This is a genomic window from Maribacter stanieri (genome assembly GCF_900112245.1).
GTDB classification, from domain to species: Bacteria; Bacteroidota; Bacteroidia; order Flavobacteriales; family Flavobacteriaceae; genus Maribacter; species Maribacter stanieri.
Genome location: NZ_FOYX01000001.1, coordinates 2,067,550 through 2,087,993 on the forward strand (window position 1 = coordinate 2,067,550; position 20,444 = coordinate 2,087,993).

General features: G+C 33.8%; 11 protein-coding genes. 6 read left to right on the forward strand and 5 right to left on the reverse strand.

Annotated elements, in window-relative coordinates; translation table 11 throughout:
- Positions 1-236: 236 nt before the first annotated feature.
- The 5 genes from BM296_RS08950 to BM296_RS08970 are packed head-to-tail and all read right to left on the reverse strand — an operon-like array spanning position 237 to position 7,653.
- Positions 237-1,652, reverse strand: a complete 1,416-nt coding sequence (locus BM296_RS08950) for a purine-cytosine permease family protein (RefSeq protein ID WP_091902718.1) — start codon at positions 1,650-1,652, stop codon at positions 237-239.
- A gap of 11 nt (positions 1,653-1,663) precedes the next feature.
- Positions 1,664-2,815, reverse strand: coding sequence for an alpha-hydroxy acid oxidase (locus BM296_RS08955; protein WP_091902719.1), 1,152 nt, complete (start codon positions 2,813-2,815; stop codon positions 1,664-1,666).
- Between the two features lie 4 nt (positions 2,816-2,819).
- The gene (locus tag BM296_RS08960; RefSeq protein ID WP_091902720.1) at positions 2,820-4,196 is read right to left on the reverse strand and encodes an FGGY-family carbohydrate kinase; all 1,377 of its coding nucleotides are present in this window, start codon (positions 4,194-4,196) and stop codon (positions 2,820-2,822) included.
- Positions 4,197-4,206: 10 nt separating this feature from the next.
- Positions 4,207-5,487, reverse strand: a complete 1,281-nt coding sequence (locus BM296_RS08965) for a sugar isomerase (RefSeq protein WP_091902987.1) — start codon at positions 5,485-5,487, stop codon at positions 4,207-4,209.
- A gap of 60 nt (positions 5,488-5,547) precedes the next feature.
- Positions 5,548-7,653 (reverse strand): bifunctional aldolase/short-chain dehydrogenase, encoded by a 2,106-nt coding sequence (locus tag BM296_RS08970; protein ID WP_091902988.1) that lies wholly within the window; start codon positions 7,651-7,653, stop codon positions 5,548-5,550.
- 159 nt (positions 7,654-7,812) lie between these two features.
- Here BM296_RS08970 and BM296_RS08975 point away from each other — a divergent pair, with 159 nt between their 5' ends.
- The 6 genes from BM296_RS08975 (at position 7,813) to BM296_RS09000 (ending at position 20,441) form a co-directional block, all read left to right on the forward strand.
- Positions 7,813-8,859, forward strand: a complete 1,047-nt coding sequence (locus BM296_RS08975; RefSeq protein WP_091902721.1) for a GntR family transcriptional regulator — start codon at positions 7,813-7,815, stop codon at positions 8,857-8,859.
- 352 nt (positions 8,860-9,211) lie between these two features.
- On the forward strand, positions 9,212-10,903 hold the full coding sequence (locus tag BM296_RS08980) for a sulfatase (RefSeq protein WP_091902722.1): 1,692 nt from the start codon (positions 9,212-9,214) through the stop codon (positions 10,901-10,903).
- A gap of 998 nt (positions 10,904-11,901) precedes the next feature.
- Positions 11,902-14,991 carry a SusC/RagA family TonB-linked outer membrane protein gene (locus BM296_RS08985; protein WP_091902723.1) on the forward strand — a complete coding sequence of 1,030 codons (3,090 nt, stop codon included), beginning with the start codon at positions 11,902-11,904 and terminating at the stop codon, positions 14,989-14,991.
- Between the two features lie 54 nt (positions 14,992-15,045).
- Positions 15,046-16,536, forward strand: a complete 1,491-nt coding sequence (locus tag BM296_RS08990) for a RagB/SusD family nutrient uptake outer membrane protein (RefSeq protein ID WP_091902724.1) — start codon at positions 15,046-15,048, stop codon at positions 16,534-16,536.
- 9 nt (positions 16,537-16,545) lie between these two features.
- Positions 16,546-19,242 carry a c-type cytochrome gene (locus BM296_RS08995; protein WP_091902725.1) on the forward strand — a complete coding sequence of 899 codons (2,697 nt, stop codon included), beginning with the start codon at positions 16,546-16,548 and terminating at the stop codon, positions 19,240-19,242.
- 398 nt (positions 19,243-19,640) lie between these two features.
- Complete coding sequence (locus tag BM296_RS09000; RefSeq protein WP_091902726.1) at positions 19,641-20,441, forward strand: 3-keto-disaccharide hydrolase; 801 nt, start codon at positions 19,641-19,643, stop codon at positions 20,439-20,441.
- Positions 20,442-20,444: the final 3 nt, after the last annotated feature.

A 20,444-nucleotide genomic window follows, 5' to 3' on the forward strand; every position in this document is an offset into this window, starting at 1 on the left:
AGTTTCTTATTGAGAAAGCTTGAAGTTTAGTATTAAAATGGGTAAACATTATATCTATATAAAAAAATCGGTCAATAGTTGTGATGTTAGGTAGTCAAAAGTATTAGCTTTCTTCAAATTTGCCTTATAGTCCACCATTATATTAATTTTATATGCGGTACAAAATTTTCTGATGCCAACTTATTTTAGGCGAGATTTAATTCCGATAAAATTTCATTTTTAATTTATTCTAAAAATCAAGTATTTTTCTTTTGAGATAACTTGCTAAATATTAAAAATAAAGCGCCACATAACAACCAGGCAGGTAATGTTACAAAAGAAAGAAATACATCAAATTGAACAGAGATAAAATAGAATAAGCCAAAACTAATGCCCCACGCCATAAAAACTGATTTGTTGAATTTGATATTGGCAACTTCCGCATAATTCTGGACTATATCTGCTTGTTTATGAAAGAAATGCTCAAATACGATAACGGCACCGACAGGGGCTAAAATAAATCCGTAAAGTGCTACAAAGTCTAATAATTTCATTGCAAAGGCAGGAAATAATCCTGCAATTGTGGCAATTGAACCAGCTAAAATGGTTACCCAAAAAGTTGATGCTTTAGGCAAAACTGCTTGAAATGCGAGTCCGGCCCTATAAATGGTAGGGTTTGCTGTTGTCCAACCTGCTAACACCACTGCAATTATTCCAAAAACACCAATAGCATTATATGCCAAAGGACCTGGCGCTACATTGGGTGCCTGACCTTGCGCCAATAAAGCCTGTGCTTCTGGAGATTGCACATAAACGGCATACAATAATGCAGCTGCAATCCAAGCCATGTAATGACCCACATACATACCCGCAGCGGTGGTCCAGCCAGAATTTGATTTTTTTGCGAATCGAAAAACAGAAAGGTCTGACATGCCTATATGCATTGCGGCATTTGCAAACCAAGACCAAAAAAACACATGCCAGAAGGTGTATTTTATCTGTCCAGGGAAAGGTTCACCACCTTCGCCCCAGATATTCCAAAAATCTTTAAAACTGCCTACACCCAATTGCTGTAATGCTACAATACCACAAGCAACGAAAGCTAAAACAATTATTGGGGACATCCAATTTGCAGCTTTAGATACCGTATCATATCCTTTAGATGCTATCAGTGAAATTACTGCGCCAATAATTACTACGATAATTACCCATGTAGCTCCATTTGGCATTGTATCGGTTAGTTTTGGCATTTCCATATCGAATGGAATTCCAACTGCAGTTGCTGATACCGTAATCATTGCTCCTGCTAGAAAACAAAATAAAATTCCGTTTGCCAAATTATATCCAACAACTAATCTTTTACCACAGATTTTTTCTAGCTGGTAGTATAACGTCAATCTTCTTTTTACAGCTATTTCAGAAGTGAAAAATCGCCAGCTTAAAACAGCCATAAAATTTCCTAATAATAAACCAATAATCAAATCAAAAGCACTCACACCAGTAGTCAAGAATAAGGGACCAATTACAAATTCGGTACCGGCTGCATGTTCACCAGCATACATTCCAAGAAAACTTTTCCAGCTTTTTAGTTTGGATTGTGGTACTGGTTCTCTTTCAAACTCGCCACCTACCATTTCCTCTAGTAATATTTCTTCGTGATGATTTTGACTCATAATAGTACTTATTAATTTGTTATTAGGTGATTTGGTAAATCTTCGATACGTTCACAACATAGTTGATCCATTACTTGTTTAAACTGAGTTTTAAGCATGTCAATGGTATGATCGCCACCTTTATTTCCTAGAGCACCTGTGCCATAGACAAAAGAACGTCCCATAAATGTGAATTTTGCACCGCTGGCCATGGCACGTGCTATATCTGGACCAGAACGTAAACCGCTATCCATCATTATTTCTATCTGATCACTATATTTTAAAGCTATTTCTTGTAAGGAGTTAATAGTTGATTGTGCTGCATCTAACTGTCTGCCACCATGATTTGAAACTATAATTCCATCAAACCCCATACGTATAGCATCTTGTGTGTCTTGTTCTGAAGCCACTCCTTTTAAAACTAATTTCCCCTTCCATTTATCTCGTATAGGTTTTATCTTTTCTTCGTTTAATCTGCCCGAAAATGTTTTATCCATAAAGGCTCCTAATTGTTTTAGGTTAAGGCCTTCAGGAGTATAAGGTTTTAAAGTTTCAAAAGTAGGCTGCCCATATTTAAGAGTGTTATAGGCCCAAGTTGGTTTGCCTAGTATCTGTAATATATTGGCAATAGTCATTTTTGGAGGAAGTGCTAACCCATTTCTAAAATCTCTTGGGCGATAGCCAAAAGTGGGTACATCACAAAGCAAGACCAAAACAGGACAACCTGCTGCTTCTGCGCGTTCAATAATATTATCCCGAATAGCATTATCTACTGGATTGTATAATTGAAACCAGGCATTACCCTCTGTAAGTTCGCTGGCTTTTTCAATATCCATTGTAGTTACAGTACTAAGAATAAATGGAATATTATGCTTATAAGCAGCTTTTGCTAAAATGGCAGGTGTATTTGGCCACATTAACCCTTGTAGTCCAACGGGGGCAATACCAAAAGGAGCATCGAATTCCATGCCCATTATTTTTGTTTTTATTGAACTTGTCCCGTAATTTCTTAGGTATCTTGGTTGTAATTGTATTTTTCTTATCTCAGATGTATTTCTTGACAGACTTACATCTTCATTGCAACCTCCATCTAAATATTCAAATGCGAATTTGGGTATTCTTGACTTTGATTTTGTTCTTAAATCATCTACAGAAGGATAGTCTGAATTGAAACTCATAGCCATAATACTATTTATTTAAAATGAAAGGTGCGTGTTTCTTTATAGCATAATTTTTATCAAGAAATGAAGCTTCTAAAGTTATATCTGAAATAGCTATTGCTGCACCTAAGGCAGATCCCAAAGAGGAATCTGTGGTGCTAAGTTTCATATTTCCCATATAATGGGATAGCAATTGAATATAAACTTGGTTATCGCTAAAACCACCATCAACAAAGAGTTGTTTTATTTTAGAATTACCCATAGCAGCCCTAATATTTTTTTCTTGAAGTAAAACCAATTCTAACATTAGCTGGTGGTAGGCATGTTCAAATTTATCAAAAGGTATAGTGGTCTCCTTAGGCATATCTTCAGAAGAAATGGAGGACCATTTAAACATGTTTACAAAATCTTTATTGATTTCAAAAAAGGTGTTTTGATTAAATTTTACTTTTTTATGGGCATCATCTGAAACATTAAAATGTTCTGAGAGAACTTTTACTTGAATCTTGTATTCATTTCCTAAAAATAATCTAGAAACTTTTACGGGACTACCATCTATTCTCATATTAAAAAGAGAACCATCTTTAATGTCATTGGATGTCAGCATTCCTTCATTAAAAGGGTTAATTGAAATACTCCATGTTCCGGTTGAAATTAATAAAAATGATTTTGTGAAACTTCTAATATAAGGTAATAAAGCAGAGGAACTATCATGGATGCCTAGTCCCATTTTAATAGAATTTCCTTTATAATTAATATATGTTGTTTTTCTAGCAGAATAGATTGGAGGTAATTTTTGATCAATTTTTTCTTTGTATACCCAATCGTGATAGTCATTTTTCTCAAAATTCCATAACATAGTATGGCAGCCAATACTTGTATATTCACTGACAGGAACTCCTGTAAATAAAAAGCTTAAATATTGAGGAAGGTGCAAAGAATATTTTATTTTGTTGAAAATTTCAGGCTTGGTTTTTTTTATCCAATATAAGTGCATACCAGTATTCAGCATACCTAATTTTGGAGAGCCTGTTTTTCTGGAAAATTCTATTTCATTTCCGTAATTCTCATAAAATGAATCAATTATTTCATCTTTTAGAGGCTTCATATAATTGTAAAGAGGTGTAAGCGCTTTCCCATCGTCATCAATATGGATCAAGCTTGCTCCGTAACAAGAAAAATTTAATGCATCTATCTGGTATTCAGAAGAATTAAGTATTTTGTCAAATACTTCTTTTACCCATTGTTCTAATGCTTGTAGATTTTCAGTAGGGTAACCATCCTCATCCTTAATTTCGTCAAAACGAATGTATTCACGATGCACTTCTTGAAATTTTTCATCAAAAAGAAAGAACTTTTTATTAGTTCTACCTATATCAAATACAGCCGTTACTTTAATTTTCATAATATTTTGGTTATAATCCGGACGCAATAGAATTTACACCTCTTTGTTTTATTAAACTCTCGCGAACTTTTAATGAACGATATGAATTTAAAGGATCTATAGCGCCACCACTTAATACTCTCGCTTGTGCCAATAATGGACGGACATCCGTCCTGTAAGCATCCTGTAATATTTCTTGACAAAGCGTAACATCATTTCTTTCTTGGGCCGCTTTTAATTCCTCTTGATCAATTAATAGCGCCTTCGCATAAGCTTCTTGTATAGCCTCTAAGGACTGCAATAAGTCTTCTAAGGGGTCTTTTATATTATGACTAGCATCAATCATCCATGCTAAATCAGGATTCTGCGAATTATTTGCCATTCCATATACCAATTCATTAAAAATTAAAAATAGGGCATATGGTTTTACGCTACCCACAGTACTGTCGTCATCACCATATTTACTATCATTAAAATGGAAGCCTCCTAATTTACCTTTTAACATTAGAGTAGAAACAATTTGTTCAATGTTGGTATTAGGTAAATGATGTCCTAAATCGACCAATGTATATGCTTTTTCTCCACAAGCGTTAGCTAACATAAATGAGGTGCCCCAATCTTGAATTACAGTGCTATAGAAATTAGGTTCGTAAGGTTTGTATTCGATGAACATTTTCCAGTCTTCAGGTAATTCTGAATAAATACTTTTAAGGCTGTCTTCTGTATGAATCAAAGAAGATTGAAAATTACGTTGCCCTGCAAAATTTGCGCCATCTGCTAACCATACTGTTAAACTTTTTGAACCAAGTTTATTACCAATCTTAATTACATCAATATTATGTTGAATAGCTTGATCTCGGACCGAAGAATTTAAATTGGATAATGAACCAAAACGGTAACTTTCTTTAGCGTTTTTTTGGTCTTGAAAAGTATTTGAATTTACTGCGTCAAAAACTAGTCCATTTGCCTTTGCTAATTCTTTAATAGCATTATAATCTTGAGGAATATCCCATGGAATATGCAATGATACAGCTCCTGCAGTTTTTGTCAAGGCATGTAATATACCTACATCTTCAATTTTTTGCTCTAACGAAGCCGGTTCTCCAAAGAATCCGAATCTTCCAAAACGTGTGCCGCCAGCACCTAATGCCCAACTAGGAATAGCAACTTGAAAATCAGCTATTTTTTTAAGAATGTTATTGACATTCTTTCCTTTATTTTCCAACTGTTTCGATAAAAAATCAAAATTATCTGAATGATTCGTTTTGAATTTCTTATTTTCTGTTAAAACTTGGTCTATATTTAATTGCATAGATTGTTTTTTAAAATATACCTGTTGATTTTTATGGCCAAGAGGTTTTTTATGATTCAATTATCTAACAAATGCATTGGCCATTCCACCATCTACATTTATGATATTTCCTGTGGATTTATCTAAAACACCCACAAAAGCAAAAACACCGTTTGCAATATCCTTAGGATAAATAATTTCATTTAATAGATTTCTTTTTGCGTAATGTGCTGGAAGCTCTTCTACTGAAATCCCGTATGCTTTTGCTCGACCTTCAGCCCAATCACCTTCCCAAATCTTACTACCGACGATAACACCGTCTGGATTTACAGTGTTTACACGGATATGATCACCTCCTAATTCTGCAGCCAATAAACGGGTCATGTGCTGTTGTGCTGCTTTTGCAGTTCCATATGCAACATTGTTAGGTCCGGAAACTAACCCGTTCTTACTTGCGATATGAATAATATCTCCACCTAAATTTTGTTGGCGCATTATTGCAACGGCTTGTTTTGCTAAATCAAATTGTCCTTTTACCAATACGTTTTGTAAAATGTCCCAATCTTTATCGGTAGTATCTTCTAATGGTTTTGAAATTGCCAAGCCTGCACTGTGTACAATGATATCAACGCCACCAAAATCTAGGCAAGCTTTTTTGTAAGCAGCCGTTATAGATTCACTTTTTGTCACGTCACAGATAGCATAACTCGCAGTATCACTAGGGTAGGTAGCTATAGCCTCCTTTAATCGATCTTCTGCAATGTCAGTAAGGACAATATTAGCACCTTCTGCAGCTAATTTATCAGCAATAGCTTTACCAATACCACCACCAGCACCTGTTACTAAGGCTATTTTTCTAGATAATGGCTTTTCTTTAGGCATTCGGGATAGTTTTGCTTCTTCCAATAACCAATACTCAATATCAAAAGCTTCTTGCCTAGGTAAGGAGGTATATGCTGTCATTGCCTCTGCACCACGCATAACATTAATAGCATTAACGTAGAATTCATTAGCAACACGGGTAGTCTGTTTATTTTTAGCAAAACTGAACATTCCAACACCGGGATAAATTATAATGACTGGATTTGTATCACGTATTGCTGGACTATTGTCTTTTTTACAAGTTTCATAATAATCCTTATACTCTTGACGATATTTTTCGAACGAAGGCTTTAGTTTTTTTAAAATTTCTTCTGTATCGTTTATATCAGCCTCTGTACCCAAATCCAAAACCAATGGCTGAATTTTTGTACGTAAAAAGTGATCAGGACATGAAGTACCCATAGGGGCTAAACGTTCTAAATCATTACTATTTATATATTCTAAAACTACATCATTATCATTAAAATGACCAATCATTCTAGCTTCGGAAGAACATAACCCTCTTAACATTGGCATTAGCAAAGCGGCTTTTTCTAACCGTTCTGCTTTTGGAAGTGATTTTACTTTCTGACCACCAAAAACACTGCCTTTTTCCTTTATTTTCTTCTCTATATACTCTGATGCCATTTCAATGACCTCAAGACTATTTACATATGACTCGTAAGAAGTGTCACCCCAAGTAAACAGACCGTGACTACCTAAAACTATTCCTCTTATACCGGGATTGTCATTCAAACATTTTTCTAGCTGTAACCCTAAATCAAAACCTGGTCTTTGCCATGGTACCCAGCCCATAGTATCTCCCCAAATCTCTTTGGTTACTTTTTCGCTATCCTTAGCGGCTGCAACAGCAATTAAGGCATCAGGATGTAAATGGTCAATGTGCTTAAACGGAAGCAAACCATGCAAAGGTGTATCTATTGAAGGAGCTTTACTATCAAGATCGTATATACAATGATTAAAAAGACCAACCATACGATCTTCATCTTCCAAACCACCATAAACTTTTTTTAAATCACGCAAACGTTCAGTATACAAACCTGCAATTCCAGCTTTAGTTAAGGTACCAATATCGCCGCCAGATCCTTTTATCCACATTATTTCAACATCTTCATTTGTTAATGGGTCTTTTTCTACAGTTTTGCAACTTGTATTACCACCACCATAGTTAGTTATTCTCAGATCAGCACCTAGAATATTTGACCGATATAGAAAAAGGGCTACTTGATCATCACCTAACGCCGCGGCTCTTTTTTTATCCCAGAGGTAATCCACGTGCTTGAATTTTTGCGTTGTATTTTTCATTTGTATTGTCATTTTATATTTGCCGAAATTATACGATAACATAAAGTTTCCTATCCTGTACTGTACCGTACCTGTAAAGATTTTAAATGTTTATTATTGAAAAGGTGTGCAAATTCTTTATTATACTTGCGTAAATAAAAACCTAAAAGAAGTGAGTGTATGAATATATTAAATCTTATTAAAATTGACGAAAAGTCAAGAATACCTAAATACAGGCAGATAGTAGATTCAATAGTTTATAATATTTCTGAGGGTAATTTAAAGATGGATGATAAAATTCCTTCGATTAATGTTTTTAGTGAAGAATATCTTCTCTCTAGGGATACAGTAGAAAAGGCATACAATATCCTCAAAGAACGAAAAATTATTTTATCGATTAGGGGAAAGGGGTTTTACATTGCTCGTACAAAATTGATTTCTAAGGTCAATATTCTTTTTTTAATTAATAAATTGAGTTCGTACAAAATGCGTATTTATAATCATTTTATTGATGGTATCGGTGGTACCGCTCATACGGATTTGCATATTTATCACTGTGAGGAGGAACTCTTTCTTAATTTATTGGAAAAGAATAGAGGTGGGTATAATTATTATGTGATAATGCCACATTTTAAAACAGAAAAGCTTAGCCATATAAGTTTTACCTCCAAGGTACTTAACGCAATTAACAAAATACCTAAAGATAAATTAATTTTATTGGACAATCCTATTTCGGATATTAAAGGGGCATTTGTTGAGATTTATCAAGATTTTGAGGATGACATTTATAATGCTTTAAAGCAAGGTTTAGAAAAAATTAAAAAGTATGAAAAGTTGATTATGGTTTATCCAGAAAGTTCTGTATACCCTTATCCAAAAAGAATCTTGCACGGGTTTAGAAAGTTTTGTGTTGAATTTTCATTAGAGTTTGAGATTGTAGATGAAATCTATGATGATATGATTCTCAAAAAAGGTGATTTGTTTATAACTATTAGTGAGTCTGATTTAGTGAATCTTATGAATCAAATTAGGGATAAGGAGTTTGCTTTAGGTGAGGAGATTGGTGTAATATCTTATAACGATACACCTTTAAAGGAATTATTGGGAATCACTTGTATATCAACAGACTTTAAAGCAATGGGGGAAACAACGGCTCAAATGATTTTGAATAAAGAAAAAGGAATAGTTAAAAACCCTTTTAGTTTCATTGATAGAAATTCCTTATAGATTTGTGATAAGTCTATGTAATTACATTTTTTTTAAAATTCTTATTTAAAAGTTACTTCTAACTTTAGAATACAAGCTTAATTTTTATTTGTTAAGCTCCTCAAAGAACTTTATTATTATAAATAAATTTTTCTATTTTTATTTGAAGGGCTTAGTAATTGATTACAAGATTTCCTTATCTAAGTTTGATTAATTACTTCATTGGCCAATCTTCATATTCTACTTTTATAGGTGCTGAATTATTTTGTAAGCAGTACACAGCAGGATGGGTATTTTTTAACGTTTATTAGATTTGCTTTATTGTTTAATAAAGCATTTAGATTCATCTATTTATATAAAACACTACATTTTAATGACGTTAAAAGTTGTAATTATTACTTGTATTTTATTTTTATTCCAAGGATGTAAGCCTGAAGATAAAAGGTTAGAGAAGTCAATTTCGGAAAGGCCAAATATAATTTTTATTTTAGCGGATGACTACGGAATTATGGATAGTCAAGCTTATGCTGAAAAATTTACTGGAGCTAAAAGTTCTGAGATGTTTTACGAAACTCCAAATATAGATAGGTTGATCAGTGAAGGAGTTGCTTTTTCTCAAGCATACACAAATCAATTATGTTCGCCTACACGGGCGAGTATTTTGACAGGTAAATATGCAAGTAGATTAGGCTTTACTACAGCAATGCCCCCTAGAGAAACTTATTATAATCAAAATTTACCAACACCTGAAGGTTATTTTCCTAATGATGTATTAGAACATAGCGATAATATTTTAATTGAGCAGGCATTGCTAAATGGTATTTCAAATTCTGCTGTACCATCTGGCTTAGCCATAGATCAAGGTAAAGATGAGATTTCGATAGCTGAAGCTTTGAAAGATTATCATTCTGCATTTATAGGTAAATGGCATTTAGGTGGGTTTGGGGCTAAAGGCTATCAACCAGCTGACCAAGGCTTTGAGCCATTAGCATGGTTCGATGCCGGGGGGTCTGTTTATTATGATTGGAAGAAAGGCTGGGATAATAAAATTAAAACTCGTTTTCCAAAGATGCCACAAGAGCAATCGGAAATTGGAGATTCTGGTGAAGAAACAGATGAAGATTATCTGACCAACGATTTAACGGTACAGGCCTTAAGATTTATTGATAAAAGTGCTGAAATTAATGATAAACCTTTCTTTCTATACTTCTCTCATTTTGCAGTGCATTCACCATATCAAGGTCAAAAAGATGAAATCGACTATTTTAAGAGTAAGCCAACCAAAGGGTGGAACAACCAAAAGGATCCAACCTATGCTGCCATGATAAAAAGTATGGATAATTCGGTGGGCCAAATCTTGAAGAAATTAGAAGAAACAGGACTTGACAGAAATACATTAGTAATTTTCATGTCCGATAATGGGGGAATAGATTCAAAAATAACGCCTAATGGCGATGGTACCGATAATAGTCCATTTTTAGGAGGTAAAGCTTGTTTGACCGAGGGTGGTATTCGGGTACCTCTTATTTTTAGATGGCCGGGCAAAATTAAAGAAGGTCAATGGGTAGACGTTCCTGTAGATTGTACAGATATTTATCCAACCATTTTAGATGCTGCTAATTACGATGCAAAAGCAATTGTACATGAAAATGTATTAGATGGGCAAAGTATATTTCCTTTGCTCTCAGATGTTGAGAATATTCATAAAAACTATAGTAAAGAAACTCATTATTGGCATTACCCATTCAATGTAATATATAATAGCCCTTATGAGCCATATGCTCTAACACCTCATTCTGCAATTAGAGATGGAGATTATAAGTTGATTTTTGACTGGTATGGTCGTTTTTATTTATATAATATTAAAACTGACCCATTTGAAAAAAATAATTTGGCTGTCGAAAAGACAGACTTAAAAAATGCATTATTTAAAAAATTAATGACTTGGATATCAGAAAATGTAGAAAAACGATACTGGCCAAGAGTAAATCCAGAATATGATGCAAAAAAAGAAGTGAGAGGAATACCCTTTAATAATTTTTTTATAGAGTATTTGGAAAAATAGAACTCTTGTTGAGTTTAGGTCATGTATTAATTAAAATCTATGAAATTTATATATACTTAATCTAAGGTAGCCAAATGCTAGCAACATCCATAAAATATGGACTTATAAAAGCATATATACTGAACGAAGATTTATGTATATGCACTATTTTATAGAAATCAACTAGAATTATAATTATATTCTAGTTTAAAAAAGGAAAATTCTAATTTCATAATATAACTAAGCTTTTAAATATATTGTAATTGAATATGTTGCTAAAATATAAAATTATGTTTTTTCGTTTACCCTACAAAAAGTGAAAATCTTAAAGAATTTGATAATAGAACTTTCTACACGTAAACCAAACTTAATCTAAATTTTTTTTAAAACTTTTTAAATAAGGAGCTGGGAGAATATTAAAAATATGATTTAAAATTACTTCTGTTCTAATTATAAAGGTACCCTACTGCTCTTTTATTAAAGATATGGATTAAACAATTGTAAAAAATTTACGCTGGAATATGCGATACTAATAGCTATACTAGTTTCTTGTCAAAGTGCCAATTGTAATATTTATAATAATCTCTCATATTCCTAACCCTGAATTAAAGTTATAGTATTTAAGGGAACCTATTAATTATAAAGTTTTTAGGAAAAAATTAAGGCGGTTTTCATAAATGTTTAAGCTTTTTATTTTACATCGTAATTTCAAATGGATTCATTATTGATAGACCATTTGTTATTCAAATAAAAAAATTCCGTCACTATAGTGTCTTTCCTAATCCATAAACGGTAAGTTGATAAGATTATAAAAAAGAATTTAAATAATATTCGATTTTCAACTCTTTAAAATACCGTAGATTTTTTACTTGGCTTTCTTAGTTTAACAGGATAGTACAGGATAGTACAGCATTGTGCAGGATGAATTAATAATCTTACAACTATATTTTTGAGTATCTGATAAAAGTTCAACTATTTTTTTCAGGACAACTCAAAAACTAACCTTATAATTCAAGATTATGAAAAAAAGATTTTACAGGAATTCTAGGAAATTCCTTTTAGTTTTTTCCTTACTATGGGGAATTACTGTCATGGCTCAAGAAGCTACAGTTACAGGTACTATAATTTCTTCCGAAGATTCATTGCCTTTACCAGGTGTTAATGTGATAGTTAGTGGTACCACTGTAGGTACAGTAACAGATTTTGATGGTAACTATTCAATCCAAGTTTCTTCAAGTAATAGTTCATTATTGTTTTCTTATATTGGTTTTACTACACAAACGATAGCGGTAAATGGTCAAAGTCAAATTAATGTTAGCATGGTTCAAGATGCCGCAGCTTTAGATGAGGTTGTCGTTGTTGGTTATGGTACTCAAATTAAGAGGAAAGTTACCGGTTCAGTTCAAACTGTAGATTTGGAAGATTTTGCAGATATTCCAGTTACACAAGTTACGCAAAAACTACAGGGTCAATTGGCCGGTGTTCAGATTAATCAAACAACTGGTAAACCAGGTCAAGGTATATCGGTACGTATAAGAGGGCAGTTGTCGGTTTCTGGTGGTAGTGATCCTTTATATGTGGTAGATGGATTTCCAATTGCAGGAAATATTAATACATTGAACCCTGCAGAAATAGAAACTATTTCAGTTTTAAAAGATGCTGCTTCTACTTCTTTATATGGTTCAAGAGCTGCGAATGGCGTTGTTTTAATTACAACTAAACAAGGTAAAACTGGCCAGACCAACGTTAGCCTGAATATATCTACAGGAATACAAAGTGTGCCACAACGTGGTAGAATTGATATGATGGATGCTGTAGAGTTCGCTCAGTTTAAAAAGGAGTATTATGAAGATCAAGGTAGTCCAGTGCCAGATATTTTTCAAAACCCTTCTCAATATGAAGGTCAAACTAATGACTGGTATGATGCACTTTTGCGTACGTCGCCTCAAACTATCTATAGTCTTGCAATATCATCTAATACCGAAAAGTTAAGAAGTTCTGTCGTAGCTGGTTTTACAGATAGAGAAGGTGTAGTGTTAGGTAGTGATTGGAGACAATATACGCTAAGAGCAAATTTGGCTTATGATATATCTGATGACATAACAATTGGGGTTAATGTCGCGCCAAGTTGGGTGATAGATAATACACCTAGAACAGATGGAACAAGAGGTCAAGGTATTTTATTTAATGCCATACATACATGGCCAATAATGCCAATTTACAATGACGATGGTACGAGAACAGAATTTAATAGATTTCCGGCAGATACCGGTAACATATTTTCATATGCAAACTGGCTTAATTCTGCAGAGAGAATTACAGAAGAAACTAAAAACCTTAATTTACTTTCTAATGCTTATATAGAATGGAAACCTGTTAAAGGTTTAAGTATTAAATCAAGTTTAAACGCTGAATTCTATAGAAGTCAATATAAATATTTTAGCCCTACAAATGCTACTTTTAGAATTAATGCGCCAATACCAACTAATAATGAAGCAATTTGGGATAATAGAGATACTTTTTCTTGGTTGAACGAAAATATTGTCACATACACGAGATCTTTCGGTGAACATAATTTCTCTCTTTTAGGTGGTTTTACGTATCAAAAATTTCGATTAGATAGAAGTAGGTTAGCGGCAAGTGATTTTGCTGATGATAGATTGCCAGTTATACAAGGTGCAACGAACATCAATAGGGCAGGCACATTTGATCAAGTTCAAGAAAATACTTTAGTATCTGGACTTTCTAGGTTAACTTATGATTACCAAGGTAAATATTTGCTTACAGCTTCTATTCGTAGTGATGGTTCATCTCGATTTGGTTCAGAGAATAGATGGGGTACTTTCCCATCTATATCAGCAGGTTGGATAGCTTCTGACGAGTCCTTTTTAGAAAATTCTGAGAGTATTTCTTTACTGAAATTAAGAGGGAGTTGGGGTATAACAGGTAACAACAACATAGGAAATTATACACAATATGCATTAATTGACAATAACGTTCCTGCTGTATTTGGTGATACTTTTGCACCTGGATCGGCAGTAAATTCATTATCAAATCCAAACTTAGGTTGGGAAACCACTAAGCAGTTTGATTTAGGTATTGATTTGAGTCTTTTTAATGACAGAGTATCTTTTATTTATGATTATTACAAGAAGAATACGACAAATTTATTGTTTAACATTCAAGTGCCAAGAGAGTCTGGTTTTTCTAATTTCAGTGATAATATTGGAGAAATTAAATTCTGGGGTCATGAGTTCTCGTTAAATACTGTAAATACAACAGGAAAATTTAAGTGGACAACAAATGCAAATATTTCATTTAATAGAAATGAAGTAGTAGCGTTGGCAGAGGGAATCGATCAAGTATTTGGCGATTATCATATTACACAATTAGGACAGCCTTTTGGTCAATTTTATGGTCACGTTTCTGATGGTGTTTATTTAAATCAAGCTGATTTGGACAGTTCTCCTCAAGTTCCTGGTCGTTCTACAGTTGGTAGTATAAAGCTAGTTGATGTAAATGGTGATGGGGTAATTACACGAGGTGGTCTAAATGATGACCGTGCAATAACAGGTAATCCGTTTCCAGACTTTACTTATGGTATTACGAATAGAATTACTTATGACAATTGGGACTTTTCTGTAGTAGGTACAGGTTCTCAAGGAAATGAGGTATTAGTGAGACATTTATTCAGTACTGCAAACCTAGATGGTGTATTTAATTTACTTGCAAGTGTTAAGGATCGGTTTAGATCAGTTGAAAATCCAGGGGCAGGCTTTTTCGGCACTACGGTTGGTGGAGGTAACGTAACTGGTATCGAAAGAGATTGGATCAACGATCGTTTTGTTGCTGATGCTTCTTATTTTAATATTAGAAATATTACGTTAGGGTATACGCTACCTGGTTTAGAAAAATACTTTAAATCAGCTCGTATTTACGGATCAATTCAAAATGTGCACATCTTTACTAAATACTGGGGTGGACAAAATCCAGAAGTTAGCTCTCAAGATGATGGGCAAGGTGATGGTGGAAACTTAAGCCAAGGTGTTGACCTTACCGGCTACCCTGTTCCACGTATAATTAATATTGGTGTAAACCTTAATTTTTAAATTACAAAACAAAATTAAAAAAAGTATTATTTAGATAATATAAAACTAAAAAAGATGAAAAAAATAATCATACTACTTGTTCTCTGCACTTTGGGGATTAGCTGTGACGATGAGCTGACCATATTTCCTGAAGATTCACTAAGTGTACCAACTTTCTTTAAAACAGAAGAAGATTTTACTCAGGCAATCAATGCAACTTATGAACCCTTAAGAAATATGTATAATCAATCAAAACCATTTCTTACCGAAATGAGCTCTGATAACACTTACTATGCCAGAAATACAGCATTTGGTGCTACTGAACAGCAAGAAGATATAGCTGACCATTCCATTCCAAGTGATGGTGGTATAACGGCGAATAGTCATGTTACGAATGTATACCGTGATCTTTATGCAATAATTGCAAGGGCAAATCAAATATTAATTACTATAGACGAAGCAGAAATAGATGAAACCGTAAGAGCAAATGTTAAAGGTCAAGCTTTATTCTTAAGGTCATTTGCTTATTTTGATCTTGTTCAATTATATGGTTCTGTTCCTATGCATTTAGAACCGGTAACGGATCGAGAAGGTGCTGCTTTGCCACTTTCTACAGAAGATGTCATTTATGCTCAAATAGTGCAAGATGCACAAGGTGCTATTTCGTTATTACCTTTAAAATCTATCCAAGAACCTGGTAGGGCGACATCTGGTGCCGCACGTACTTTATTGGCGAACGTTCATATAGTACTTGAACAATGGAATCAAGCAGAGATATTATTGAAAGAAGTGGTTGGTAGTGATCAGTATATGCTGATGCCAAATTATGAGGATGCTTTTTCTGAAAACAGCAGTAATAAGAATAATATGGAATCTGTTTTTGAAATTCAATACAGAGAAGGTGCGGAAGGATTACAAGGGAATTTTTTATATAACTTTTTACCAAGACCTATTGAAGCCGACGAGGTAGGGGCTATTACTGGTACATCTAATCCACAACCAATTAATGGTGAAGGAAATAACATACCTACCCCAGATATTATTGCAGCCTATGAGGAGGGTGATCTACGTGAAGATGCTTCAATTCAATATGTAACATTGAGTGAAAGTTTTTGGAACGATGGTGTATACCCTATTATTAAGAAATATGTAGAACCACATGCATTACACCAGAATCATGGAATGAATTTTCCTGTTTATCGCTACTCAGAGGTGCTTTTGTTTTTAGCAGAAGCGTTGGAAGAACAGGGTAAAGGAGGAGAAGCACTTCCTTATTTAAATGAAGTGCGAGCACGTGCAGGTTTAGGTGACGCAACTGGCGATCTAGAAGAAGCTATTTTTGAAGAAAGAAGGGTAGAATTGGCTTTTGAAAATAAAAGATGGTTCGATTTGGTTAGAACTGGTCGTGCTAATGAAGTAATAACTGCTTTCGGTGCTCGGGTATTTAGTAATCCAAATGATTACTATTATCCTGTTGGGGCTGAACCTAGAGGAAATTCATTTAGTAATATTAGATTACGTTATGCATTGCCAGCTTCTGAATCTGAGTTTAACCCAAATTTCTAAATCATATAGATGAGAAAAAAAATATTTAATAATAGCTGTATAGTCTTAATTCTATTGTTTTCAATTTCTTGCGAAAGCGGAAAAGAAAAGCCAGTTGCTGAACAGTTACCTCCTAAACTGGAAAAACTAAAGCTACAACAAGGCTTTAAGGCCGAACATCTATATAGTCCGTCTGAAAATAATCAAGGGTCATGGGTTGCCATGACCTTTGATAACAAAGACAGGTTAATAGTATCGGATCAGTATGGTGCCTTGTATAGAATGGAAGTGCCTGCAATAAATTCTGGGGAAAGTATTTCAAAAATTGAAAAATTAAAAATTCAAACTTCAGAAAAAGTAGCAGATTCAATTATTCAAATAGGGTATGCACAAGGCTTATTATACGCTTTCAACAGTCTTTATGTTATGGTTAACCATAGAGGTAGCGATGAGTTCGAGAAAACTAGTGGTCTATATCGTCTTCAAGATACTAATAATGACGACCAGTATGATAGTATAACCCTTTTGAAATCTTTGAATGGAGCAGGGGAGCATGGTCCACATAGTATAGTTCTTTCACCTGATGGAAAATCTTTATACGTAATAGCTGGTAACCATACCGATTTACCTGAGATGGATAATTATTTTTTACCTAATAATTGGAAAAATGATAATCTTCTGTATGAAATTAAAGATCCTAGAGGTCATGCAAATGATCGTGCAGCACCAGGTGGTTGGGTTGCAAATCTAGATCCTGAAGGAAAAAAATGGGAATTGGTTGCTGCTGGTTTTAGAAACCCTTTTGATCTAGCTTTTAATGAACTTGGTGATATGTTTGTATATGACTCTGATATGGAGTGGGATTTGGGGATGCCTTGGTATCGACCGACAAGAATTTGTCATGTTACAAGTGGATCTGAATTCGGTTGGCGAACAGGTAATGGTAAATGGTCACCTGCATATCCAGATAATTTACCTCCAGTACTAGATATAGGTCAGGGTTCACCAACAAATGTAATTTATGGTATGAACGCCAAATTTCCAGAGAAGTACAAGCATAGTATTTTTGCTTTTGACTGGAGTTTTGGAATCATTTACGCTATGGAGCTAGAAACAGATGGATCTTCATATTCTGGTAAAAAAGAAGAATTTCTTTCTGGACTTCCTTTGCCACTAACAGATGGTGTTATTGGTCCTGATGGTGCTATGTACTTTATGACGGGTGGTCGAAAATTAGAGTCTGATTTGTATAGAGTATTTTATAATGGTTGGGGCGATAATATTCCAGAGAAAAGTATTGCTTTAGAGCAAACAGAAGAGAATAAGATTCGCAAAGAATTAGAAAAGTACCATGTTGGTATCAATGATAAAGCTGTAGATGCAGCTTGGCCATATCTAGATAGTGAAGATAGATTTATTAGATATGCAGCTAGAATAGCAATTGAACAGCAACCGGTAGCCACATGGCAAAATAAGGTGTATGCCGAAGAAAATTCTGTTAAAAAGATTAATGCAGCAATTGCATTAGCAAGACAAGGAGCCGAAAATCAGCAAGATAAGTTAGTGGGTTTATTAACTACTATTGATTATAGTAAATTAACTTTAAGTCAGCAGGTTGATTTGGTAAGGGCTTTTGAATTGTGTTTGTCAAGGTTAGGTGAGCCAAATGGAAAAGTTAAAAATACAATAGCTGGTTATTTGTCACCTCATTACCCTTCTGAAAGTGATGTTCTTAATCAACTCTTGAGTAAAACATTGGTATATGTTGATGACGCTTCTATCGTATCAAAAACACTCACGCTTTTAGAAACTCCACAGGGTGAAAATGTTGATGTTATGGCAAATACGGCTACAGATGCTGCAGATTTGATTTTAAGAAATCCGCAATATGGTATGTCAATAGCAGAAACATTAAAGAATATGCCTCCAGCACAAAGTACTTTTTATGGTAATGTTTTGAGCAATGCAACAAAAGGTTGGACACCAGAATTACATGAGAGATATTTCAAGTGGTTTTACAAAGCATTTTCATTTAAAGCAGGAATGAGTTATATAGGTTTTATAGATAAGGCTCGTAAAAATGCTTTAAGTAAAGTATCTAAAGATAAATTTGAATTATACAATCAAATGTCTGGGGATTCTCTGTTAAGTAGCTCAGGCAATGAATTGGCAAGTCATGCAATTCAACCTAAAGGACCAAGAAAAAATTGGGCAGAAGAGGATATCGCTCCTTTATTGGCAGATGGTTTAACTAATAGAAATTTTGAACAGGGTAGAAATATGTTTTTGGCTACCAATTGTATTACTTGTCATTCCATGAAAGGAGAAGGGCAAAATATTGGACCAGAACTTTCACAGATTGGAACACGATTCTCTCCTGAAGATATGTTGATGTCAATTATTGATCCAAATGATGTTATCTCAGATCAATATAACTCTACCGTATTTATTCTCAAAGATGGTAATTCTGTGGTAGGTAGAGTAATAAGTGAAAATGATGAAGAATATAAAATATCTCAAAATCCTTATGCTCCAGATGTAATCAGAAGTATTTCTAGAAGTGATGTGGTCAGTACTAAAATGTCTACAGTTTCATTAATGCCACCGGGAACTATTAATAGATTAAACGATGATGAAGTTAAAGATTTATTAGCGTATTTAATTGCAGGTGGAAATTCTGACAATGCTATTTTTAAAACATCAGAAAAGGGTGTTAGTGCAAAATAGGTAGTATTATTTATGAGTATGTGTTCTAAGAATGTGCTTACGAAGAGTTAGAAATGATAAATAATTTGATTTTAAAATGATGCTGATTGAATTAAAATCATCTTCCGTAAGTACATTCTTAAAACTAAAGCATCACATTGGTTTTACGCGCTCTTTTTTTATGGAAATAAAGTAATTTGTATGTATTCAATAAGACGATAGTCTAACTATTGAATTACGTTTCTCAAACAAACATTATCAAGTTTTATACTTTTTTATAGAAGTTATGAATTGGCATTAATTACAGATTTTCACTAGATATTTATATGTGTTATTAAATGGTCTTATAAGTATAAATGAAGATGTAATTAAATCTAGCATATAAATTAATTATTAGAACAAATTTAAGAATTTAAAAAATGAAAATTGCTTTTTTGAAAATAGGCTTAGTGCTTCTTCTACTACTGGGATTATCTAGTTGCAAACAAAAAGAGGGCTCAAAAGATAATGCCAATACCGAGTTGACAGAGGTTTCGGAAGAAAGTGGATTTATTGAAATTTTCGATGGAAAAACTTTGTCTAACTGGAAAGGGGATCCAACTTATTGGAGCGTTCAAAACGGAAATTTAGTTGGCGAAGTTACACCTGAAACCCTTCTAAAAAGTAACACTTTTATTATCTGGCAAGGTGGTCAACCAGATGACTTTGAATTGAAGCTAGAATTTAAGATTGCTACATCGGGTAATAGCGGCATAAATTACAGGAGCGAGCTTTTAGATACAATTCCAAATGCCTTAAAAGGTTATCAAGCAGATATTGATGGTAAAATGAGGTATACAGGGCAAAATTATGAAGAAAAAAAACGGGCAACTTTAGCCTATAGAGGAGAGAATGTTATAATAAATACTCAAAATAATTCGAATGAGCCAGAATCCTTAAGAGCAAATGTGAAAAAAAATTGCTGGCAAAGTAGAGAAGTGATCGGTTCATTGGGTGATTCAGATTCACTTAAATTGAACATTAAAAGTGATGATTGGAACGAAGCTCATTTGATAATAAAAGGTAATAAACTGCAACATTATATAAATGGGGTTTTAATGAGTGAGGTAACCGATAATGATACCGTTAATAGAAAATTAAAAGGGTATTTGGGTGTACAAGTTCATGTGGGGCCACCAATGAAAGTCGAATATAGAAATATTAGATTAAAAAATTTATAGTTT